21 protein-coding genes are annotated in these 21,630 nt (G+C 42.1%); 6 read left to right on the top strand and 15 right to left on the bottom strand.

Annotation, left to right across the window (positions count from 1 at the left end; translation table 11 throughout):
- Window positions 1-39: 39 nt before the first annotated feature.
- The 4 genes from BC351_RS35235 to BC351_RS35220 form a co-directional block, all read right to left on the bottom strand.
- Entirely contained in the window at window positions 40-882 is an 843-nt protein-coding gene (locus tag BC351_RS35235) for a tyrosine-type recombinase/integrase (protein ID WP_079419886.1), read from the bottom strand.
- A gap of 98 nt (window positions 883-980) precedes the next feature.
- The gene (locus BC351_RS35230; RefSeq protein ID WP_079419884.1) at window positions 981-1,808 is read right to left on the bottom strand and encodes an alpha/beta fold hydrolase; all 828 of its coding nucleotides are present in this window, start codon (window positions 1,806-1,808) and stop codon (window positions 981-983) included.
- Between the two features lie 430 nt (window positions 1,809-2,238).
- The gene (locus BC351_RS35225; RefSeq protein ID WP_144028629.1) at window positions 2,239-2,646 is read right to left on the bottom strand and encodes a hypothetical protein; all 408 of its coding nucleotides are present in this window, start codon (window positions 2,644-2,646) and stop codon (window positions 2,239-2,241) included.
- A gap of 215 nt (window positions 2,647-2,861) precedes the next feature.
- Window positions 2,862-3,527 carry a GntR family transcriptional regulator gene (locus tag BC351_RS35220; RefSeq protein ID WP_079419880.1) on the bottom strand — a complete coding sequence of 222 codons (666 nt, stop codon included), beginning with the start codon at window positions 3,525-3,527 and terminating at the stop codon, window positions 2,862-2,864.
- Between the two features lie 179 nt (window positions 3,528-3,706).
- Between BC351_RS35220 and BC351_RS35215 the strand changes: the two genes are divergently transcribed.
- The gene (locus tag BC351_RS35215) at window positions 3,707-4,240 is read left to right on the top strand and encodes a YbhB/YbcL family Raf kinase inhibitor-like protein (RefSeq protein ID WP_079419877.1); all 534 of its coding nucleotides are present in this window, start codon (window positions 3,707-3,709) and stop codon (window positions 4,238-4,240) included.
- 341 nt (window positions 4,241-4,581) lie between these two features.
- A complete protein-coding gene (locus tag BC351_RS35205) occupies window positions 4,582-5,964 on the top strand; it encodes an MFS transporter (RefSeq protein ID WP_079419872.1) in 1,383 nt (460 codons plus the stop codon).
- Between the two features lie 1,520 nt (window positions 5,965-7,484).
- Here the strand turns inward: BC351_RS35205 and BC351_RS35200 are convergent.
- From BC351_RS35200 to BC351_RS35190, 3 genes are all read right to left on the bottom strand, one after another.
- Window positions 7,485-8,117, bottom strand: coding sequence for an NUDIX hydrolase (locus BC351_RS35200; RefSeq protein WP_079419869.1), 633 nt, complete (start codon window positions 8,115-8,117; stop codon window positions 7,485-7,487).
- A 128-nt stretch (window positions 8,118-8,245) separates the two neighbouring features.
- Window positions 8,246-8,512 carry a DUF3977 family protein gene (locus tag BC351_RS35195; protein WP_079419866.1) on the bottom strand — a complete coding sequence of 89 codons (267 nt, stop codon included), beginning with the start codon at window positions 8,510-8,512 and terminating at the stop codon, window positions 8,246-8,248.
- A 205-nt stretch (window positions 8,513-8,717) separates the two neighbouring features.
- Window positions 8,718-9,653, bottom strand: a complete 936-nt coding sequence (locus tag BC351_RS35190; protein ID WP_079419864.1) for a LysR family transcriptional regulator — start codon at window positions 9,651-9,653, stop codon at window positions 8,718-8,720.
- 144 nt (window positions 9,654-9,797) lie between these two features.
- Between BC351_RS35190 and BC351_RS35185 the strand changes: the two genes are divergently transcribed.
- Window positions 9,798-10,817, top strand: coding sequence for an alpha/beta fold hydrolase (locus tag BC351_RS35185; RefSeq protein ID WP_079419862.1), 1,020 nt, complete (start codon window positions 9,798-9,800; stop codon window positions 10,815-10,817).
- A gap of 1,373 nt (window positions 10,818-12,190) precedes the next feature.
- On the opposite strand, the gene BC351_RS41890 is transcribed toward BC351_RS35185, so the two are convergent.
- Together BC351_RS41890 and BC351_RS35180 are read right to left on the bottom strand one after the other, a co-directional pair.
- The gene (locus BC351_RS41890; RefSeq protein WP_144028627.1) at window positions 12,191-12,400 is read right to left on the bottom strand and encodes a hypothetical protein; all 210 of its coding nucleotides are present in this window, start codon (window positions 12,398-12,400) and stop codon (window positions 12,191-12,193) included.
- Window positions 12,393-12,965, bottom strand: a complete 573-nt coding sequence (locus BC351_RS35180; RefSeq protein WP_079419859.1) for a TetR/AcrR family transcriptional regulator — start codon at window positions 12,963-12,965, stop codon at window positions 12,393-12,395. The genes BC351_RS41890 and BC351_RS35180 overlap by 8 nt, the downstream gene beginning before the upstream one ends.
- 191 nt (window positions 12,966-13,156) lie before the next feature.
- On the opposite strand from BC351_RS35180, the gene BC351_RS35175 reads away from it, so the two are divergent.
- A complete protein-coding gene (locus BC351_RS35175) occupies window positions 13,157-14,092 on the top strand; it encodes a ketopantoate reductase family protein (RefSeq protein WP_079419857.1) in 936 nt (311 codons plus the stop codon).
- Between the two features lie 640 nt (window positions 14,093-14,732).
- Here BC351_RS35175 and BC351_RS35170 read toward each other — a convergent pair.
- The gene (locus BC351_RS35170) at window positions 14,733-15,920 is read right to left on the bottom strand and encodes a YhgE/Pip domain-containing protein (protein WP_079419854.1); all 1,188 of its coding nucleotides are present in this window, start codon (window positions 15,918-15,920) and stop codon (window positions 14,733-14,735) included.
- 257 nt (window positions 15,921-16,177) lie between these two features.
- The gene (locus BC351_RS35165; RefSeq protein ID WP_079419852.1) at window positions 16,178-16,957 is read right to left on the bottom strand and encodes a nuclear transport factor 2 family protein; all 780 of its coding nucleotides are present in this window, start codon (window positions 16,955-16,957) and stop codon (window positions 16,178-16,180) included.
- 193 nt (window positions 16,958-17,150) lie between these two features.
- Here BC351_RS35165 and BC351_RS35160 point away from each other — a divergent pair, with 193 nt between their 5' ends.
- Window positions 17,151-17,756, top strand: a complete 606-nt coding sequence (locus BC351_RS35160) for a TetR/AcrR family transcriptional regulator (protein WP_079419850.1) — start codon at window positions 17,151-17,153, stop codon at window positions 17,754-17,756.
- Window positions 17,757-17,974: 218 nt separating this feature from the next.
- Window positions 17,975-18,571 (top strand): transposase, encoded by a 597-nt coding sequence (locus BC351_RS35155; protein ID WP_079419848.1) that lies wholly within the window; start codon window positions 17,975-17,977, stop codon window positions 18,569-18,571.
- 393 nt (window positions 18,572-18,964) lie between these two features.
- On the opposite strand, the gene BC351_RS35150 is transcribed toward BC351_RS35155, so the two are convergent.
- The 4 genes from BC351_RS35150 to BC351_RS35135 form a co-directional block, all read right to left on the bottom strand.
- Window positions 18,965-19,432: an NUDIX domain-containing protein gene (locus BC351_RS35150; protein WP_079419846.1), complete on the bottom strand. Its 468-nt coding sequence runs from the start codon at window positions 19,430-19,432 to the stop codon at window positions 18,965-18,967.
- Between the two features lie 137 nt (window positions 19,433-19,569).
- Window positions 19,570-20,112, bottom strand: coding sequence for an aldo/keto reductase (locus tag BC351_RS35145; protein ID WP_079419844.1), 543 nt, complete (start codon window positions 20,110-20,112; stop codon window positions 19,570-19,572).
- 327 nt (window positions 20,113-20,439) lie between these two features.
- Complete coding sequence (locus tag BC351_RS35140; RefSeq protein ID WP_079413623.1) at window positions 20,440-20,823, bottom strand: hypothetical protein; 384 nt, start codon at window positions 20,821-20,823, stop codon at window positions 20,440-20,442.
- A 326-nt stretch (window positions 20,824-21,149) separates the two neighbouring features.
- A partial coding sequence (locus tag BC351_RS35135) for a hypothetical protein (protein WP_208629899.1) occupies window positions 21,150-21,630 on the bottom strand: 481 nt, incomplete at its 5' end.

Raw genomic sequence — 21,630 nt, 5'->3', positions numbered from 1 at the left:
TTATCCTGCCCTTTAGCTGAGAAGTGACCGATGATGGCCTTAAAAGTACCGACGATATAATTCTCTCCTACGCTCACCGCGCAGCTGAGCATAAATCTGTGTAGTAGATGCTTTTTCATGCCCAAGCATACCCTGAATAAATTCTAGCGGTGCACCGTTATCTAGTAATTGACATGCATATGTGTGACGGAATCGATGAGGATATACATTAGCATTAATTCCCCCTCGTTTTGCCAGCTTTTTTAATGCCCAACGTATTGTTGGAATCGACAATCGTCGGGTCGGATTCGTTTCAGTAACAAACAATGCTTTACAAGTATCCCCACGGCTCTCTAAATATCTTTTTAACCAAACCTTACATTCGGTAGTGAAATATACCTCTCTTTGTTTAGAACCCTTACCATTCACAATTGCTGAACAGTTCTCCCAATTAACATCTTCAATATTTATTTTCTGAACCTCTCCAACACGGCAGCCTGTACAGTACAGAAACTCCAACAGAGCATGCTCCCGATGAGAATGACAGGTAATCTTAAGATGAATAACATCCTCCTCAACTAGGAATTTCGGAATACGTTTGTCCATCTTAGGTTCTCTCAACTTGTGAGAAGGATTCCTTGTCATATGGCCTTCTTCAAATGCAAAGCGAAATAGGGAGCGTACAAATCGAATTCGATGACCTAAGCTACTTGGTTTTAATCGCTCTGATGCTCTTGCAAAATAATCTTTTAGCATATTTAAGAATATTTCTTCAATCTCCAGATTACCCAGTTCACGAATCAACATGTTGAGTTGTAGAAAGTATGCTTTCATGGTATGCGAGCTGAACCCCAGGATACGTTTGTCAGCTTCATACAGCATCCATAACTCCTTCAATGTCATAATAAAAACCCTCCCAAATATATGTTATCTCTAGCTTTGCTAGAATTGGGAGGATTTAATCTTAACGCTTAAGCTGTGTGTTGTACTAGCGTTCGTCGTTAGTTGAAGTGTTTATCAACTCTGAATAGCCAGTCCATCACCAAACTAATAAGTGTTGCCCTTTGCTCAATCTGAATCATATGTCCTGCTTGATCGAGTATTGCAAAAGAAGCGTGATTGAATTTCCTCAAAAGTTTTATCTGATCCTCATATCCGCATATAGAGTCCTGCCTTCCCAAAATAATAAGTGTTGGCTGATGTAACTGTTCAACATTGCTAAATGGCTCAAACTTATAATAATAGCCCTCTTTTTTCCAATCGGAGGCTAAGAATTCACGATTTGCGAGGGAACGTCCTGGCTGTACTTCTTTTAAGAAAGTTAATAAATTTGATTTGTTTTGATATACCATGAGTAATTGAAAAGCAATATATATATCCTCATCAAGCTCTCCAAATAAGCTATTGTCTTCTTCATAAACAACTTTTGCAGGTAGTTTTCTCTCGCTCCCAGGTAGGTGTAGAGCAGTGGCGAGCAAGCAAATACCTTTTATTGACTCTCTTTTTTTGTGTATAATTCCTTGTGCTAGATAACCCCCGAATGAGGCTCCAATAACTGAAAACATTTGATTAGGAAGAACTGTATCAATAAACTCAATGATCATATCAAGCATATCTTCCGTACCTTTTACTTGCTCGGTTATTGCACTTTTTCCATGGGCGGGAATGTCCACATAAATTCTCTTCCAGTCATCTCTCTCTATAAAAATGGGTTCAAGCCACGACTTCATGGATCGATGATCTGTGCCCATCATATGTAACACAATAATAGGGCTTCCCTCTCCACAGACTTCATAATTAATTATTCCCTTACTAACATGACATTCCATTTTAGAGCCTCCCTAAGTCCAAAGCAATCTTTCTACTACATTCAGAACAAAAATCACCGATTTTACTTCTCTATCCTATTCCATAATGAAACTAGATTCTCCTGCCCGTTACTTCAACAGACAACGGCAGCCGATCGAGTAGCCGGCTGCCGTCAAGTAATGATTAAACTATAAACGGTAACAATAGGTAAGCATTTGATGTCATCTCTAGCTTTTCCCCTGTTCCTACCTGATCGGTGCAAATCACGCTTGGAAAACAATTTTTCTTTTCAGTTAGACTTGGGGCTGTTCCTCCACTCCCATTACAGGAGATTCATCAGTCATGCCCCTGCCCTCACAAGGATTAATGTATTTCGGCATGTGCCTTATAACAACCGTTTCAGGTAACAGCCCTTGTTGCAACGTCCTTGCTTTCCAAGTCCCTTACATCCTAGCTATTCTTTCTGGACTTAGGTGCTTCCTCTAAGCCTGTGAGACCAATGCCGCCATTGTTCGGCATAGCGTATTTCATAGGAAAAATTCTTACTTTACGCCGCTCACCCCATCGTTTGATGGTGCATATGTTTCCACAGGCTCTAACTTTAGAACTGTACATTCGGAAGTTCGTCAGTTCAGTTTGTTTGAACATTCTCACCATATCCAGTTTTTCAGCCGCGCGGCATATCCATTGGCATACCTTTTCTATTCGAATGGCTCCAGCCTTCGTTCTGCCGAATCTACCTGATCTCCACACCTCATGTTCTGTTAAACATGACGCGCACAGGAGTATTGACGGAATGGTTTCGGGATACTTGGTTCCATCATTCCCATCCTCGATTGTAAAGTTAAGATTACTCATTGTAATCTTCTGCTTTTCACGCTGGTTGGCGCTTATAGCATAACTTGTCATACTTCTCCGTTAGCTTAATGACTTGTAGTTACTCATTACAGTTTCCAACCTCTTCCGAAGCACTTAACTCGAAGAGGAGCCACCTGAGTAAGTATCCCCGTCCCTATCCAATTCCCCAGGTAACCGATAAGTTTCGACGTAAACTTTTGAATCTTATAAACAACTTATTGGTTGTCAAATAAGACCTCAGCGGTTAGTTGGATGTGTGCTCTAAAGAGCTGTGTAGCACGTTCACCATCGCGGCTAAGAACGGCATCTGTTAATGCCTTATGTTCAGCGAGTCCATCGCGAACTTGCTGTTGCTGGGGTGAACAATGCCGATAAAACTCGCTCAAATCCCAAAGGTTGCTGCAGATATCTAAGAGAACTGGATTAGGGCATGCAGCAATAAGCTCGTAATGAAATTGACGATGAATCTCAGACCATTCTTCGCGGACGACAAGCTTTTCATTCACTTCCTTGTACTCAGTCGTTTGCGATAGCTTGTGATGCACGGCAATTACAATAGATTCCCATGTGAGATCACCATAGGCGATGGATAGGCGTAAAGCTTCGGATTCATTGATTAACCTCGCTTGTATGATGTTGTTCAGTTCTTCTTCCGACGCCGTCTTTACTGAAAATCCGTGGTTAGGATTTTGCTGTACCAGACCCTGAGTCGCCAATCGCGTCAACGCTTCGCGAACAACGGCAACTGAGACTTCGAAACCTTTAGCTAATTCCAAAACTTTTAATGGAGCGCCTGGTTCATATTGTCCAGTCAAAATATCGGATTGTAGTTTCTTCTTCACATTCTCGCTTAAGGTGGACGAACCATTTCTTTTGGCCATGAAGCAGCACCTTCCTTCATGCACATTATAATTATACGTAATTGTATTTAGATAGTTTACACCGATATCAATAAAAAACAAACATTAAATTCGATAACAAATGATTAAATCGATTATCATTTACAGAATCGATTATTTAATGTATTATCGAAAATGAAAATAAAAGGAGGTAATTTATAATGAACAACAATCCATTTTCCAAATTGCCAGAAGTAGCAGTCTTTCAGTTGGAGAGTAATGACATTGTGGAGGGACATCCTCTACCGGCCCAGCATTATTCGGAGATGTCAACACTAGAGGGAAGTAAAGATCTCTCGCCCCATTTGAAGTGGTCGGGTGCACCCGACGGGACAAAGAGTTTTGTCGTAACTGCATATGATCCGGACGCCCCAACTGGATCGGGGTTGTGGCACTGGGCAGTTATCAATATCCCTGCCAGCGTTACCGAGCTACCCACAGGCGCAGGCGATGAGTATTCCAGCGGTTTGCCTCAAGGCTCCCTGCAACTACCGAATGATTTGAGACTCGATCGCTTTATCGGCGCAGCGCCTCCAGCGGGACACGGTCCTCATCGATATTATTTTGTTGTTCATGCGCTGGACGTCGAAAATATCAGTGTCGCCCCTAATTCCACGCCAGCTCTCCTTGGATTCACCATGTTGAGTCATACGCTGGGCAGAGCAGTTCTCATGGCAACAGGGGAAATCAAGTAACCCAAGATGTTGAAGCATAGGAGAGAATCATATGAGGCTGAACGATCAGCCACATCATGTATGCCCCAATTGCCAGCAGCCAATTATAATTTTGAAGCATACCATCATTTGCAGCTGTGGGAGCAAGATTAAAAACAAAGTAAAATTTAAAATATATCCAGAAAAACTGAAAAGTCCTCATAATTGAGGACTTTTCAGTAAATTAGCGTTGAGCATCTCTGCCAGCGAAGTATTTAAAACATTACCTTGTCGGCTTAATCAGGTGAAACATTTAATCATCAATGGAATACAGGCTCTTTATTTCATCAATACGTTTTATCTTATAGAAATGAGGCATTCCAATGCAAACCAATCATAACGTTCAAAAAAATAAAGGAGAGTTATTACTTGGTTTACTTGTCTTTACACTCATAATATCCGTCATGAATGCAACCATGTTTAATATTGTACTCCCTAATATCAGTAAACAATTTCAAATTTCTTCATCGCAAGCGAGTTGGATCATCACAGGCTATATGATTGTGTATGCAATTGGCTCGGTAACTTACGGTAAATTGACAGACAGATACAGCTTGAAGAATTTGTTGACGTTTGGTCTACTACTTTTTGCATTTGGGTCTGTCATCGGTTTAGTGGCTAGTGAATATTGGATGGTCATTGTGGGGCGAATTGTACAGGCAGCTGGTGCATCGGTCATTCCGGCGATTTCTATGATTGTACCAGTTCGTTACTTTACATCTGAAAGGCGCGGTCGTGCATTGGGTACCGTTGCAATCGGATTTTCACTTGGTTTGGCCATTGGTCCGATCATCGCTGGTGTGGTAAGCAGTACATGGAACTGGCGGGTACTATTTGTAATCTCGCTTTTATCATTACTTACGTTGCCGATGTATCGGAAATATTTAGATGATGAAAAGGGAGTTACCAGAAAAATGGATTATATTGGCGGAGTACTTCTGGCTGGTACCGTAGCCATTTTGTTACTGGCTCTAACAAGCGGAAGTGTTTGGCTTGCCTTAGGGGGAACTCTTACTTTCATTTTTTTCGTACTACGTATACGCTATACTCCAAACCCATTCATAAACCCAACCATATTTCGAAACAAACCGTTTTCATTCGGTCTAATTATTACTTTCGTCATGATCGGGATTGGCTTTGCTTTTCCATTCATTACACCTCAGCTACTTTCTTCTGTAAACCACTTGTCACCGGTTTTCATCGGAATAGTTATGTTGCCGTCGTCTTTAATGGCCGCGCTTTGGGGTCGACGAGGCGGTAAATTAGCAGATGAAAAGGGAGATCGTTTCCTTGTGTTTACTGCAGCTGCACTTCTTATTATCGGTTTCATCTCTTTGTCTTCCGTCGTTGGTATGTCGCCAGTATTTATTGCGATCTTTCTCATTTTCGGTATTCTTGGTCAATCGTTCATGCAAATTGCATTGTCAAACACTGTTTCACGTACACTCTCAAAAGAGAATATTGGCGTAGGGATGGGATTATTCTCGATGGTCACTTTTATTGCTACGGCTACATCAACAGCTATTATCGGCAAGATACTAGATCTGGGCACATCCACCATTCACTTAAATCCGATACCACAAAACAGTGCGACTTTCGTATATAGCAATATTTTCCTGATACTTCCCATTCTTATCGTTGTCGTAGCTGCATTATATTATGCCCAATTTGGGCGTACAGGTAAAATGGCTAAGGACGAAAGATGAATAGTGAACCAGTTACTTAGTAAAGGTAATATAGAAATGCTAGGTCAGATCGGGTTAGATAACATCAAAAATCAAAAGCCAGCCTGCTTAATCAAAAAAATCTGCATGCCAGTTCATTTAAAGTTAATAAGAGACCTTCTTCTAGCTGAGAATATATAACTCTCAGGTTTAATGCTGTTCATGAGAATCATACTTATTACGCGAACCTCTTTAGATCGTTTTTGATCAGTCATCTGAACAAGTTCTTGTCCTCTGACTCGGGACAAGAACTTGGAGTTCTCGTTCACCGCCCCTTAACCTTGAGATGTTGATATTTATTGATAATGTGATGCTTCATTGAGATTGAATAGTATTCTAATAACAACAAGAAATAGTGCCATTAGAATAAGTGCATAACCTACCCAACGCAAACTTAAACTCCTTTGTGACGATTTCGAACGTATGACGAATAGTAATCCGGTACCTATAAACAATACTATAATTATTCCAAAATTGACCAAACGAACACTCCTTTCATTTAGTCCCACTCTTGTTTAGATGTTAATTGTGTAAGTTAGGTTTCGTTATCCCGCCCGTTTGCACAAAAGGCTGCACGCGGCAGCCTCTTTAGGTTTGTTCAACAATCGGTTGCAATAGGTAAGCGTTTGATTTGATCTCCAGCTTTTCCCCTGCGCCACACCGGACGTGCCAGTTTCCCGGCATCCTTCGTTCCCTCTAACTGACTTTACTAGATCATAAGTTCCTCGTTACTCAAGGATATAGACTGTTAGGTCATCCTAGTAGCTTGCACTGTGGCATCCATTGATGTCCCCACGTTCCTACCTGATCGGTGCAATTCACGTTTGGAAAACAATCGTTCTTTTCAGTCAGACTTGGGGCTGTTCCTCCACTCCCATTACAGGAGTTTCACCAGTCGTGCCCCTGCCCTCACAAGGATTAATGTATTTCGGCATGTGCCTTATAACAAACGTTTTGGGTAACAGCCCTTGTTGCAACGTCCCTTGCTTTCCAAGTCCCTTACATCCTAGCTATTCTTTCTAGACTTAGGTGCTCCCTCTAAGCCTGTGAGACCAATGCCACCATTGTTCGGCATAGCGTATTTCATAGAAGAAATTCTTACTTTACGCCGCTCACCCCATCGTTTGATGGTGCATATGTTTCCATTTGCTCTAACTTTAGACCTGTACATTCGGGAGTTCGTCAGTTCAGTCTGTTTGAACATTCTCACCATATCTAGTTTTTCAGCCGCGCGACATATCCGTTGGCATACCTTTTTCTATTCGAATGGCTACAGCCTTCGTTCTGCCGAATCTACCTGTACTTCACACCTCATATTCTGTTAAACATGAAGCACGCAGGAGTATTGGCGGGATGGTTTCGGGATACATGGTTCCGTCATTCCCATCCTCGGTTGTAAAGTTAAGATTACTGCTGTAATCTTCTGCTTTTCACACTGTTTGGTGCTTATAGCAGAACTTGTCGTACTTCCTCGTTAGCTGAGTAAGAAAAGAATTTGAATCTTATCTTTTATTCACTAATTTTTCTCTAATCAATTTTACAATGCTTACATAAAATGAATTTGCATGTGGCACAAATTCACTTTTTCCAACATTCTTATCAATCAAAACCTTCTTTCCGACCTTATTTATTTCAAATCCCTTAACTCTAATTTCTTCTTTGTTTCCTAGCCAAAACTCATAAAAATCATCAAATTCAACTCTTACAATCCCTGAAACTTCTTCTTTTTGCAGTGTAAAATCAACAAAAGTATTATTAGTTTCATATAAAAACACGTTAGCTAATTCATTATCGATAAAGTTTTCTTTTATTTCGCAGTATTCAATAATTCCTAATGACACTAACTCATTAAAAGAAACTTCAATTCCAATTTCTTCTTTAATTTCTCTTGCCCCATCATGTACTGTTTCATGAGCTAATAAATGTCCAGCAGCAGTAATATCCAAAAGATTCGGATAATCCTTTTTCATATCACTACGAAGTTGAAGATAAATATAATCCACCTCATTTTCTCTACTAAAGAACCAACAATGGAATGCTTCATGCCAATGTCCTACTCTATGTACTTCTTCACGTGTAGCAACACCTACTTGATTTCTATCTTTGTCAAATATGTTTAGTTTCTCATTTTCCATAATGTATTTCACCTCTAAGTGGTATTTTTTACTTCTTCAACAAAACTGCCCGTGCTTCAATGGATAACGGCAGCCGATTATATACTAATTGCCGTTATTTCGTAATTGACCTATTGTTTCTCGTTAGGTTAACCACCAAGCTTGACTCCGTCATCGGGTAGATAACTTGTTAACCCCAGTATAAGTTTAAATGCTTTTCGTGGTTTGGACATTTTTTTGAATCCTTGTTTGGAGTCCCAAATGAAAACCGTTTTACCAATCCATAATCTTAGATAGAATGAGTAAAAAATAATTGGCTTTATAATACCCTTTTGCTCAACCTCAGAACCATCCTCCAACTCGGTTTCCGTTCTAACAATCCATGTATTTCCTATACCTACCTCGATATATTTCAATCAGGATTACCTCTTTCAACACAGAAATCTAACACATCTATATTAACACATATTGGAAGTAGTCTGCCCGTTACTTCAATGGACAACGGCAGCCGATCGTGTGCCGGCTGCCTTCATGTCGTTATTGAACTATAGCTTCTCTGTTAGCTTAACGAAACAGATTAATATTCTAATCGACATTGGTCCATGTTCTTAACCTTTTCAGCTATGGAGTTAAGTTCTTGCCCTTGGTCGGAAAAACTAGTTTCTCATTTTGTGAACCAAAAACTGCGCTGGTTGCTTCTATGAAAGATAACATGATTGGTGAAAGCCACTTGTCTTTATGCCACAACATCTGTGTATATACCTGCAAGTCCGGAATTTGCCATGGGAGGACAATAAGTTCTCCGCGTTCAACTTCGGATTCCGCGGCGATCTCAGGAAGAAAGGCAATACCGATTCCTGAAATTGCACATTGTTTAATGGCTTCAGCACTCTGAAACTCTAAATATGTAATGCTATCAATGCCCTCTTTCTCAAATGATCGATCAAACATAGTTCGATAAGGACAACCCTTTTCATTCGTCAGGAATACTTCTCCGTGAAAATCTTCCAACTGAAGCACAGTTCGTTTGGCGAGTGGGTGATCTGGAGCAGCTAACAATCGGAAATGTTCTTCCAGCAAAGGTTCCACGGAAAGTCCACTCGAGCGAATGGGTTCATCCAACATATAAACAATATCTGTGGTTCCCTCAAAGAGCGTTTGCTTGAGCTCTTGATTCGGAACTGAGCGGAAGATTAGACGAACTCCCGGATGCTGCGAACGAAACCGTTGGAAGACAGGTGGAAGCCGGTAGGAGCAAATAACCTCATTCGCACTTATCGTTAAGGTACCACTTAGTTTTTCATTATCATGGACAGCACTACGAGCTTCGTCCATTTTTTCAAGAACGCCTTGGGCGTGTGTTAAAAAGCGTTTACCCGCAGTTGTGAGCGCGAGTTGCTTGCCCAACCGATCAAAGAGGCGAACACCTAGCTCATCTTCCAATGCTTTAATTTGCATCGTGACGTTGGAAGGAACGTAGCTCAGCACTTCTGCTGCCCGCGTGAAATTCAATGTTGTTGCAACCGTACAAAACGTATTCAGTTGACGCAATTCCATCCGATGCTCCCCCTTCATCTTTCAATTTTATTGAATGCTATCTTGAATTCTATTCACTTTTATTGAGAGTATCACAGCTCTATACTGAGCACAAGAGATCACAGTGAACATGTGGTTTTTCATTTTGAAGGGAGCGACTATACGATGGACTATGAAATTTTTAATTTGGGTGATGTACTCTTACAATCAGGAGTGACGTTACCAAATGCTTTTCTTGCTTATAAAACATACGGAAAATTAAATGAACAGAAGGATAATGTTATTGTCTATCCAACGGCTTTTGGGGATCAACATGTTCAGAATGAATGGCTCATTGGCAGCGGGATGGCACTCGATCCAGAGAAATATTTTATTATCGTTCCCAATTTGCTGGGCAATGGGCTATCTTCCTCTCCCAGTAACACGCCTCCTCCATTTGATCGGGCTAACTTTCCACAGGTAACCATCTATGATAACGTTCGATTCCAGCACCAACTGCTGACCGAAAAATTCGGTATTCAAAAGATTGCTCTCGTCGTCGGGTGGTCGATGGGCGGCATTCAGGCATTTCAATGGGGGGCAAGTTACCCGGAGATGGTCGAACGAATCGCACCTTTCGCAGGCATCGCCAAACCTTGGCCTCACACATATGTAGTGCTGGAAGGTGTAAGAGCCTCACTGCTATCTGCAGTCGGCTTCGACTCAAGTAAATTAAACCAACTAAGTTCTACAGACATGCGTGCCGTTGGTCGGGTGTATGCGGGATGGGGACTATCACATGCGTTTTATAGAGAAGAGCTTTACCGTGAGATGGGATTTGACACATTGGAGGATTTTGTAGCTGGGATCTGGGAAGATAGCTTTATGAATATGGATCCTCATAATGTTCTGGCAATGTTATGGACAGGCCAACATGCAGATATCAGTGCAAACCCCTCCTATAACGGAGACTTTGATAAAGCACTTCAGAGCATAAAAGCTCTTGCCTGTATCATGCCGGGAAGCACGGATCTCTTCTGCACAGCGGACGATAATGAATACGAAGCTAAGCTTATACCTAATGCTGTCTTGAAACCAATCCAATCGATCTGGGGCCATTTTGCCGGTCGTGGAATCAACAGTGCCGATAATCAATTTATTGATGACAATCTAAAACACTTGTTGTCACTTAGCACTAAAGAATAGATCGTCACTTGCATTGGATGTCTGTCAGGCCTAGCAAGATTCCCTGTTCTTTAGCCCGGTTATATCTCTCATGAATTCATAACCTAACCGATCGGATTTGAGGTCACCAGAACTTACTGGTTCGACCTCTTTTTTCTGCGATCGTATTTCCTTTAACGAATTCAGTGAACTCTGAAGACTGTAGCACGTCTTTAATCTTAAGAGTTAAACTTATTTTTTTATCGTTCGCATACCTGAAGTATATTCACAAAATTCATCTATCCTGCCCGATAGTTGAGCGGACCGCACGGAAACGAAAACAGGCGATGAATCGGTTCCATCGCCACGTTATAGTTTTGCGTTAGTTGAACAAAGGTACATTATCGTATATTGTACATACAACTCGAATTGATTCTATGAACACAAAAAAAGAAATCCCTTAAAACTTAAAGGATTCCTCTTTTTCGGTACACTACAAGGTGATATCGAATGAGATCGAATGAGCATTTTGGGTATGGTGTGCGCTATGGTGCTATTAGTCTATTCTGTCTAGAGAAATTGGTATGGGCTGTTTCGAATGTTCGAGCCATCTTGTTCTTTTATTACTGTATTACCAAGCAAAAACTGCAAGAACGATTACAAGTAAAACATAAAGGACCAATACCACCGCAGCTGAGGAGTAGCCACCTGTTATGCATGTGCTCATCTTTAGAACCTCTTTTAATATTGCCTTGTACATAATTTATGTTGTAGTCAATATTGTTTCCTCTGTTATACGCCCACAAAACTAGCCTAAAATAACAACCCATCGGATCGGCTACAGCTGCATGTTGGAAGGAATAGTTGAAATGGGTATCGAAATGGGGGTATAGACCTAGTGCGGAAACGTCCACTCGACCATATATTGATATTGCCAACCACAGCAGCCAACACTCATTCAAGTCACCCTCGTTAAACAACGAGAAAAAAACGGTCTTTATTCGCATCTAGTTCGCGATAAGACCGTTTTTTTTTTGTGATGTTGGTTTAAGGAACTACCAAGCAAAAGTCATTAAGATAATAACCAAAAGAACATAAAGTACCAACACAGCTGCTGCGCTGGAAGTACCACCATAACCTGCACAACTTGCACCCATATTTAATCATTCCCCTCTGGTGATTTGTCACTACGGTATAATTATACGCTCGGTACATAGTGAGTGATTGGACATATGCCAGGGCTTCCTTGCTGGAAGGTAAAAAACACAAAATAATCCGTTCCTCTAAAGGACGGTTTTTTGTTTAGGAAAGCGGAGGTATTCGCGTGGAACAATTGAACAATCCTGCCCGTTACTTCAACAGACAACGGCAGCCGATCGTGTGCCGGCTGCCGTCATATCGTGATTAAACTATAGTCACCCGTTAGCGTAATGATTAACTGTGATACGGTTCACCGTATCATCTATAGAGCGAAATCGAAAAGCACTCCGTCTTTTCCGTGAAGTTACCCAGCGATTCCGCCAAGCGAAAAGTGTCGAAATCTCTAGAGATCCATAAATAACCTCATCCCACTCCCACACATCCAATACATACCCACTTAACGCAATCGGCCAGTCATTAACCATTGCCAATCAACCCGAATAACAACAGACGGTTCATCTCAGCCATCTTTTCTTTATAGTTTCCTGATTTTGCCCAAGATAATTGAATGGTTCCAATCGCGTTTAACAATTCGAGAACAGTCTCCAGAGAAACGGAAGAGTGAATAGCCCCTTCCTCTTTCGCAAGTTCAATAAGCTCTTGAAGCATTTGAATTCTAATTTTATTCGTATTTTCACTATATAGACTCGATAACACATGGTCCTCTACGGCGCCAGGTGAACCCAGCAATTGATAGTCCTGATCGGCGCAAATATCCATGATTTGAATGATTTTATCCTTGAAATCGATGTCTTGGTTCATGATCTCTTCGGCCATATGAAGGGTATTTTGCATCAAAAAGTTCGCGCATTCCTTGACGATCCCTTCTTTGCTTTCGAAATAGTTATATAGCGATACAGATGATACGCCGGACTCAGCGGCAATATCCTTTATGCTGACATGAACGAATCCTTTTTCTTTAAAAAGCTTTAATGCCGCATGAACAACTGCCGTCTTCTTTTTCTGAGTCCTTATTTCGAATTTATTCATCAAACATTCCTCCATCCCGCATAAATCAATGTAGCACATTTCGAAAGGTTTTTAAAATTAATGGTTTTAAATTAAAAAAACATTGACGGAACATTCGGATCGGAGATAAAATCGATTTGCAAGTTTTTTAATATCATTGACAAATATTTAAAAACTTTTTATTTGCGAAACAACCAAAATGGAGGAATATTATGAGAATACTGGTCTACGGAGCAGGCGTATTAGGAAGTTATTTAGCTCACGAATTAGTTCACAATGGAAACGAAGTCACAATGTTAGCCAGAGGGCGGCGCGCGGATGAGTTACAGCAGAACGGCAATGTGATCCGCCATTATTTACAGCTCCGAACAACGGTCGATAAAGTAAACGTGATTCGTGAATTACAGCCGGAGGATGTTTACGATCTTATCTTCGTAGTGATGAAATATCCGGATTTCGAGGCAGTCCTTCCTGCCCTTGCAGCGAATAGAAGCAAACACATTGTTATTATGGGTAATAATGCTAGTCCCATTGAAATGCGGCATTACTTGCAATCCAATAGCCCTGTAGAGAAAAAGGTTGCCTTTGCTTTTCAGACGCTTGCCGGATGGAGAGAGAACGGTCGGGTAACCTGCTTGCGCGGCCCAAAGGTGACCTTGGTTTTCGGTGGCTTGGGAGAGCAACTAGATTGGCGATCGGTCATTGACCAAGCTTTAAAGAACACAAGGTATAATACGATCACCTTTACAAATATGGATGAATGGCTGAAAAGCCACTTCGTTATGATCTTGCCTTTGAATCGCATTGCCGTCTCGTATAATGGGAACCTGCGCAAAGCCGCAAAAGACAAAAGGCTGCTTAACTACGTCATTGACGCAATAGATGAAGGCCATCAAGTGTTGATAAAAAATGGTTACTCAATTACGCCTGCGAACCAACAACAGTTAGTCCGAAAATATCGCAAGGTGGTTTTTACCGTGCTGAAAATTTTATTAGCAACCCCAATCGGCAGAACCACGCTAAGCGATAAGGCGGTATCTGCCAACGAAATGACTTCGTTGTACCAAGCTTTTTCTGACTTAAAGAAAAGAGCGAACATAGCCACGCCAAATTGGGACAAGCTTTACAATTACACCCCTTTACAATAATGGAGTTAATCACATGTTCTTGTCTCTAATCTATAATATCAGATGTGGGATGAGCATTGAATTCAGCAGATTACGTGCCTTAAATGAAACAAGGGACAGTTGCCGGCCGCGGCAATCTGTCCCTTGTTTTGCACTCTCGTTCCCATTTAGCTTAAAGATGCTCTTATAATATCTTCCCATTTCGATAGATAAAGTAAGTGCCCTTCAAGGCTGCCGATTGAATACCGGGCAGTACCGTTTGATTTAACAAACCAATGTTAGGTTTACTCATTTTTATATACTTTTCAAATTCACTTTTCAGCCAATACTGACTCTGATACGCAATTTACTGTTCCATCCGTATCAGTAAATCGACCAACTCCGACTTAGTGAGCTGCATATAGCGCTGTCGAACTCGATCTATGTCACGATCCTGTTTAATGTGCAATGGCATCTAAATCATCGTTTAAGGCCTTGTGTGACCTTTTACGAGACCTATAAGTCTTAGTAATACTGTGCTGAAGAAAATGATTATGGAGCTCTTGGTTCTTTCGGATTGTATTTTGGTGTATATCTATTCCGTCTGGATTATTTTCTTTAGATTTGTCCGATACAGTTCAGTACGAAACCGTTTTACCCTCTTTGATAAGCGTATCAATCTTTATTTTAAACCGACTGTAACAGAAGTAGGCGCGGCATCCGTCGATCGACCAGCCTTAAATCCGGAAGCGAGCAGCAGCACCAGAAATCCCACGAAGACGCCCCACAAGACAGAGGTGTTCGAAGAGGCCGCGTCCAGTCCGCCGAAGTACATCACTTCCCGCAGCCCTCCTGCTGCGAACCGCAATGGCGTCCATGAATAGATCCAATCTCGCGTCGTATGTGACAAGAACTCCGGAGCCATGTTCAGCAGAGGGATGGAGAAGAACATCAGCAGTACGAGCAGCGGCATAGCCCGGAATCCGATCCAATTCAGCAAAGAAGATTGCAGCAAGAAGAACGCCGATCCGACCAGCCATAAGAACAACCAAGTTGTCCCTGCATCCGCCATTTCCATGCCGTACCACGACGTGGCCATCCAAATTGTGAAGCCCGATGAAAAGCTTACGATCACAAGTCCCACGATCGCTTGCAGTGCACTGACCGTCCATCTTCTTGAACCCGCGTCGACCACTCTCTTGCCAGCCAGGAACAAGACTATTCCGGTCACCAGGCTGCCGATCCACATGATCTGAGTCAACAAAGCCGGGGCATTTCCCGACGCATTGTTCACCCCCGGTGAATGCATGACTTCCTCCTGAACGTTCATTGGTGCCATAAAAGCCTTCGCCGTCTCAACCGGAATATGCTCCTTTTGCTGCCCAATCTGCCCAAGTAGCTGTTGCGACAGTTCTTCGTTGATCATTTTCAGCACTTGCCCCAATGCCTGTGTTACGACCGTCGAGGCTTGTGTGCTCATCCCCTCGTTGGTGATGAGCTTCACATTAGGGTGAATCGGCGAAGAAGTTGCTAACGAGAGCAATCCGGTGCTCAGATCAACCGGAAGCACTACCGCTCCGTAAAAATCGCGTTTATCCATCCCTTCCCGAGCTTTTTCCTCGGAATCCACAACATACCATACGAACGGTAGCGCCGGGTTCGAACCTAATGTCTCCTGAATTATCTCCCCTACCGCAAACGTTTCGCCAGTCGCCAGCTCCGTCGGCTGGTCAAGGACAACGAGGGCCACCGGAAGCTCCTTTGGCTTCGATCCGAGCACCGAACCCATCATCGCCAACCCGAATACGATCAACACGACCAGGACGATTGCCACTCCCAGCCACGTCAATTTTTGTTTCAGTATTCTCATGATCCGCTACTCCTCGTCTATTTATAATGAACATCTTGTTGATGATCAACTTTGCAATGTTCATCTGTAAAAGGCTCACCTTTTAATATAGCTGCTCCACAAGTTCACTTAATCGCAATGGATATAATAGCGTTGCTGCAGCAACGCTTCTATATCCATTTAAAGAAAGATTTATCGCTCAAGTACATTCGCCATGCGAAAGACATCACCGTAATTAATTTAGGTGATGTCTTTTTTACAAATCAGCTGCACCAAACTCAAAATCTGCTGTTTAAATTCTTTCGTTTTTCTGCTGGCAGTATGGCCTCTATGACGTCCCAATGTTCGGCGATCTTTCCATTCTCCACGCGGAACATGTCATAGAAAGCAGTAGGCTGACCGTCGAAGAGACCTTCACTCACCGTAAGCACAAAATCGCCTTGACCAAACACCTGATGGACATGAGTATATTCAAATTCAATATTTTTCTTCTTCAGCGCCTGCAATGCAGCATGGAGGCCGGAAAGGCCATCTGCTATATGTGGACTATGCTGAATGTAGTTATCCCCATCAAAGTAAGCGGCAAGCAGGCCGGGGTTCTTCCCAAGCAAGATGTTTTCAACATAGCTTTTGACAAATTCTTTGTTGGCATCTGTCTTGTCGATATCCTTTATCGTGACCGGTCCGTCAATCATCGTATGGTTGCTTGGTGTCTTTTCTACCATCTCTTGCATATTGTCCCAATGTTCAACAATCAGTCCATCCTCAAAACGGAAAATATCAATGATGATTTTGGGGCCAAAAAACTCATATATGGAATGAAGTACCACATAATCTCCGTCGACCAAAGCACGCTTATTACTTACCTTCGTACCAATTTCCTTTAAATGGTCAAGTGCACCAAGCATGGCCTCACGACCATCGGATAAGCCTTGGTTGTGCTGAATATATTGATTTGGATGAACAAAAGCCGTAATCGCTTCGGGGTTGCCGCTCTCAAAACTTTCCAGCACAGCGATTGCCTTATGGACAAGTTCATTTTGGTTTTTTGATGTCATTTGTATATCCTCCTTGAAGTTTATAGTCATTAGATAAATAATTAACGTTATGTTGTTTATTTATCTATTGCTCATTATAATAAAGATTAATATCACACTCAATATTCAATATCTTTAGTTTTGAAGGATAACAGACATCTCAACAAACTTTGTCGCTTAACTGCTCTAAATAAATTGAAGGGGACAGAAAATAATGAACAAGAAAACCGACCTAAGAATACTTCGCACGAAACAATCGATTCGAAAGGCGTTTAACGAGCTTATTCAGGAAAAAGGATATGAAGCGATAACGATTCAGGATATTGCCGATCGGGCTATGATCAATCGAAACACATTTTATCTTCACTACCAAAATAAACCCGATTTATTAGATACATGTATGAATGAATTGTTGAGCGAATTAAAGGATACGGTCGTCCTTTGTCCGATCAGCATGAATCCGTTCAGTATTTCTATACTCGAGACCGTCATGCAAACGGTACTGGAGCATATTTCTCTCAACACTACCTTTTACTACGCCATGCTAATTGAAGAGAATAGAATCTATCAGTTTCGAGCGAAAATGGAGAATATCATTAAAGATAAATTAAACGAGGGGTGGAATCCTGCTCAGGGAAACGCTCCTTTAGCGATATCCAAGGAATTGCTGCTCGAATATCTCGTATCGGCTTTCATGGGGATTGTCATTTGGTGGATTAAAAACGATCAGCCTCTTCCTGCGGATGAAGCTTCATCTCAGTTTAGTAGAATTGTTACCTATGGGCATTTGAAAGCTGCCGGCATCCCCGTCGAGGAATAAAATTAGCGAGGGGCGCTATTCTGCCCTTTAGGAGCTTAATGAAGCGCCCGCCAGTCTAATACTTTATTTTTACGGTCTAACACTTTATTTTCTTTGCACAACAGGTATGCAAGCACCTCATTGGCTCCGGGTCGCTCGCTACACTGCGTCTCTTTCCAACGCCTGCTGATCTTCAAAAACTCACCGTTCGCCAGGTAATCGATGGCTGGAAAACAATCATGAAACGGCACAGCGGTGAACGAAGAGCTGGCGAGCTGCTGGCGCTGGCCGCTCACTCGGTCGGCGCAAAGCATGCCGAGAAGGCCTATAAGCTTCATATACAACAGCTACTGGCCGAATATGATCTGGCTATGGAGCAACTACAGGTAATTGAGGATGAAGTGGCGACTGTCTTGGCACGTATTCCGCTGGCCAAGCCGCTGCTCGCAATAAAGGGGATGAGCATCTTGTCTGTCGCCGGCATACTGGGTGAAGCTGGCGATCTTAGCGGCTATACACATGGCAATGCGTTGTTGCGGCATGCCGGTCTCAACCTAGCTGAAGCAAGCTCAGGCAAGTGGAAGGGCCAGATGTCCATCAGCAAACGTGGCCGACCAAGACTTCGGCATGCCCTGTTCATGGCAACCATGGCCCTCATTATGAACGACGAAACGTTTAAACGACAGCACGAAATGAATGTAAAGACGAAAAGCATGAAGCCCATGCGCTCAGTGATGAAGCTTTGCGGCAAGCTGGCTCGCATTCTGGTAGCCATAGCACGCAGCGGTGAAGCTTACGAACCGGATCGCGTGCTTCCTATGAAACAGTTCGCTTAATCGCTTCACGATCTGGCACGAAAATTGGCTTATTCGCAGGATTTCAAGATTGCACGGAGTACCAGATTGCATTGAGCAAAAGGGCATAGACCCGTACCGTTAGGATTACCGGCCTTCACCCTCTGGATAGGCGTAACGAAGGAATGAAAGGGCATAGACCCGTCGAGAAATGGGAGTGAAAGCCTCCGGGGGTACGTGGGGCAGCGTTCAGCAGATCAACAAAATAAGGAGCGAAAACTCGCCCCTTCTGTTCCCGCATGCGCATCGGTTGCCCATTTTGACGGTTCTCGTCCCATTCAATCAGGCTTACGATTAGTCCTCTGGTGAAATCCTGCGAATAAGCGAGCATTCGTGAGAAAACTACATCTTACCGAGGGAGCGGAATGGCCAAAATTAAGCGATATTGTCTGAATCGATTTCACTACCTAGTGTGCTTTCCCACCAAACAGAATCATCATCATTTACAATCTGCTGGATAAGTTTGCGGAACGGATAAGGCTGCAAATTATGCTTATCAAGTTCGTTTACAGGTACCCAATAAAATTCAATATGAGGCTCACGAGATGTTGGGGACTTCAGTCCTTCCAGTTCGGAGATTCTTACTTTGAAAGCTTGATTGATTTCGCAATGAAGTTCCTTGTTCTTTTCCCATGTATGTTCAACCAAGCCTAAAAAACGCTCTACTTCGCAAGAAAAACCTAGCTCTTCTTCAATTTCGCGTTTTAGAGCAATCGGCGCACTTTCACCAAATTCAACATGGCCACCTGGTAAAAAGGTATTTTTATGTCCAATTGCATGCGCCAGTAAAACCATATCATCACTAATAACAATGCCCCTTGTTAAATGATGAAAATTAGACAATGCTTCCACCCCCGAAAAGTTGTTCTTTATACGTAACTTGATATTAACATATATTTGGAGGTATCCTGCCAGTTAGCGTAACAGAGAAAAGAGAAGCTGTGATTGCACACTCCTCTTCCTTTATCGTTCCCGTTAGCTTAACTTATTCCGCCGAATGGGAAGTTAAACTCTATCTGTTCAAGATCTTCTTTTTCTAACTCCCAGTTCAATGCATTTAGATTATCTATAATGTGTTCCTTATTCGACGCTTTGGGGATAGAAACTAATCCTTCCTGCCTTAACACCCAATTTAATGCCACTTGATGAGCAGTCTTACTGTATTTTACCCCTATTGAATCTAATACATTTCGTTCCTGTGATCCGACCCTAGGGAAACCCTTCATACCAAATACACCAGGTGCATACCCAAATGGTGAATATCCCATAATCGTAAGCCCATTCTCCTTAGCAAAGGGTAAAACGTCACTCTCAATACTTCTATCATTCAAATGGTATCCAACTTGATTACAAACCAATGGTACTTTACCTAAATGGAATTGGGCCCGTTCCATTAGATTAATTGAGAAATTGCTCACCCCAACATATTTAACAAACCCCTTGTTCACTAGTTCAACCATTGCCCCCATTGTTTCCGAAACATCGTACTGATCACTCGGCCAGTGCTGTAAATACAAATCGATATGACTTGTATTGCCTTACCTACAACTTTTTCTGCTCCGCCATTTGCATATTCTTCAGCAGTATCAATTAACTTTAGCCCATTTGCTATTCCGAAACGTAAGGCTTCAATTTCTTCTAACTCCCCGTTTTGCCCAGTTCACGAAATAGCATAACAATCCTCCTTAGAACGTTATTATTCAATTATAGTTTAACAATCTAATTAGCTGAGAAGGCTGCCACTCTATGCTGTCGGCAGCCTTCTTAGATATCTATTGAACTATAGTTCGCCGTTAGCGTAATGACCAAGTAACAAAAAAAGGAGCTGTATACGCAGCCCCTTCGCTGATTTAGAATGGTTTTCTGTAAACTTTGATGATACGGGTACCGTTTCGGATAAGCCTTTGCGCCTGTGCTAGGTTGATCCGAACTAGGACGGAAATGTCGCTCGTCGCGTTTTCCACATCGAATACCTTGAAAATCCGTCCGTTGGCAAACAATACGCCTTTCAACTCGACTTTCGTTGTGCTAGTAGGTTTCGGATCTACTTTTGCAAATGTCGTACGCTTTACACCTGCACGAAGGAGTGCTGCTGCTTGTTGTGCGGTCGTCCGCACTCCAAATACTGGATCAATTTCAACTCCGGTTGTTATCGCCTCCACCTCGACAATCAGAAAAAAACGATCACCGATCTTAGCTATGCTATTTGCTCCGATATTTATCGGTTGCGCCATGTTTCATCACCCCCTCGGACTTACTATATGCGAGGATGTGATTTGGAGCTCGTAATAAGTACCTAAGTATCAATTCAAACCAACAAATGTGCAAATTACTCATAGATTCGTAGCAATCCAAATAATCTATTAATCAGTTCAAAACCGTTGAAAGGACACGCGAATGATTGTATTCGTCCTGTCCTTTCCTAATTAGACTGCAAGCACTCGAGATTCAAGTAGTACCACGCTCAACTGCCCTTTAGCTTAATAAACAAAAAGGAAGAGCTGCCGCGGCAAACTGCTCCTACACCTCAGCCAAGAGGTGTTTTTATTGTTGGCTGAGGTTAGTTTGTGTTCTTATTTATGCTATCTGTTAAAGGTATTTCAGCAATAATCTTTGGTCCATCTAGAATAAGTAAAACACCGTCAAGTGAAGTAGATTTTACTTTTTCAACTTCTACGTTTTCCTTAATTTGAAATTCTACATGAAAAGATGATTCTTTACCTGGCTCTATAATACCAGCTGAACCACTGCCTCTGAGTTGCATTTTTCTAAATCCCGTATTTTCACTCATCACCATTAACGAAGCAAGTTTATCATTTGGTCTTACAGTCACTTCTAAACCTAATAGGTGATTTCCAGGATAATCGAATGTACTAATAATTCGTTGAGAGCCAGTATTTTTGATTCTGAAATCGTATCGTAATATACGTTCAGTTTTAATGACCGTTGGTTCAACACTTGTCAAAATAAGTTCCCCTTTCTTTACAAATCCCATAGTAAAGAGAAGTAGCAAGCACATCAGCAATACAATTGATATTTTT

It is taken from the genome of Paenibacillus ferrarius (genome assembly GCF_002027705.1).
In the GTDB taxonomy this organism is placed as follows: Bacteria; Bacillota; Bacilli; order Paenibacillales; family NBRC-103111; genus Paenibacillus_E; species Paenibacillus_E ferrarius.
Note: the sequence above shows the minus strand (reverse complement) of the source record. Positions and strands in the feature narration are given on the sequence as shown.